Annotated in this window: 1 protein-coding gene, 1 tRNA gene and 1 pseudogene; 1 reads left to right on the forward strand and 2 read right to left on the reverse strand. The window is 58.7% G+C overall.

The genetic code is table 11. From position 1 onward, the window contains the following. Window positions 1-114: 114 nt before the first annotated feature. On the forward strand, window positions 115-360 hold the full coding sequence (locus CFB82_RS41450) for a winged helix-turn-helix domain-containing protein (protein ID WP_143751093.1): 246 nt from the start codon (window positions 115-117) through the stop codon (window positions 358-360). Between the two features lie 104 nt (window positions 361-464). Here CFB82_RS41450 and CFB82_RS41455 read toward each other — a convergent pair. Then, window positions 465-1,044, reverse strand: a pseudogene (locus tag CFB82_RS41455) (DDE-type integrase/transposase/recombinase). An 80-nt stretch (window positions 1,045-1,124) separates the two neighbouring features. After that, a tRNA-Ile gene (locus CFB82_RS41460) sits at window positions 1,125-1,201 on the reverse strand. Window positions 1,202-1,715: the final 514 nt, after the last annotated feature.

Raw genomic sequence — 1,715 nt, forward strand, 5'->3', positions numbered from 1 at the left:
CTGGACGCCGGCCGGGCCCGTCGCGCTCAATCCCGAGCGCGATGCCATCATCAACGAGGTCGGAATCAGGGTTCATAAACAGGTTCACGTTGCATGACAGAGGCGACAACTACCTTGACGCGCACCGGAGCGCTCAAAGCCGGCGAACACGGTCGCCGAGCGGGAAGCGGCCGGCTGAATCAACGGCACGCGATCAGAATTCGCAAGATTTTCATCGAACGGATGGCGGACCAATTGGCGTTGCCGTCCTACCAGTGGGCGAGCGAATCGGCGCCGCTGCTGATCGAGCGGGAGTACGGCATCACGGTGTCGGTTACCACGGCTGACCGGTACTTGAAAGCATGGGGCATGAGTGCCTAGGTCCTGTTCACATTCTCACCAGCGGCCCAAAGGCGCAGGCAACTATCTCGCCTTCGCGGTGCTTGCCTGCGCCTTTGGGCCGCTGGTGAGAATGTGAACAGGACCTAGTTGAATAAAATTCCATATGCAACCAGTGAATAGCATTGTTCGGCGGGGGAGCTGGTTCTTGCAATCTCCCTTCGTCTGCCCTTTGGCGATTATGGGCATCATCTCAACGCCCCCGAGCGGTATGTCGGTGCAGTAGAAATCCTCGAGGCCTATCATCGGTTGGATTCGGTGTTTGATGGCGTGGTGATCCCGCTCGACGATATCGTTCAGATACTTTGGTTGACGGCTCCTGATCGCTGCTCGTGGTCGGCGTTGACGTCCCCGAGCGCCGCCAGGTTCGCCCCGCTTTGGTCGATCGTTTGGCGGACTGCGACCTTGTCCGGTGGGCGCACAGCAGGAAATCGACGGGGTTGTGGTCCTTGTCGGCGACCCGGCAGAAATATTCCAGGCTCCGTTGAGCTGGATATACGTCTCGTCGCGCCGCCAGATTTTCCCGACCGGCTGCTTGCGCTGTCGAAACGCCTTCTCGAGGTGGCGCAGGCTCCGCAGGTGCGCAACATACCGGCGCATGCACTGCAGGACCTCCTCGGGCGGGTCATGCAGCTGCTGGATCAATCGCTTCAGGGTCGCTTTCATGCTTTGCTGCTGCATCGCTCACTGCGCCTCCATTCCAAGCGCGCCAGACCGTCTTACTGCGACAGAGCCAAGTTGACCGTTGGTGGGCCCGGCCGGACTTGAACCGGCGACCCGTCGATTATGAGTCGACTGCTCTGACCAACTGAGCTACGGGCCCGCGAGTTGGGTGGGTCTTCCGTCGCATACTATGCACTGCGAAAGACGGTACGCATTTGCGGTGGAGCCGGTGAAGGGAGTCGAACGCTTGTCATCATTTTAGAAGGCTGTTGCTCTTCCGTTGAGCTACACCTCCAGCTTTCCGCTATTGTAGTGGAAAGCACTCAAATTTCGTCTGATATTTGACAATTGTTGATGGCACATGCAATCGCTTTATCATCTTAATTATCAGTTTTACTAAGTGATGGAAAATCCTGCGCTTATCCGGCTGTCGCGTCATCGGGGGAGTTCGGCGATGAGCGCGGCGAGTTCGTCGGCGGTGATCGTGAGATGTTTGCGGGAGTTAAAGTCAAATGTGGGGTACCTCGAATTACCGCTCTTTTGAGCTGACTCTGCCGTGACACGCCGCGACCTGGCCGATTCGCGGCCCACACGACAGGCGGTAAGGCGATCTTTCCGCCCGCTGCCAGCCGGATCCGGTCGCGTCCGGCTGGCCCAGGCCCATTTCGGGCGTC

The organism is Burkholderia sp. HI2714 (assembly GCF_002223085.1).
GTDB classification, from domain to species: domain Bacteria; phylum Pseudomonadota; class Gammaproteobacteria; order Burkholderiales; family Burkholderiaceae; genus Burkholderia; species Burkholderia lata_D.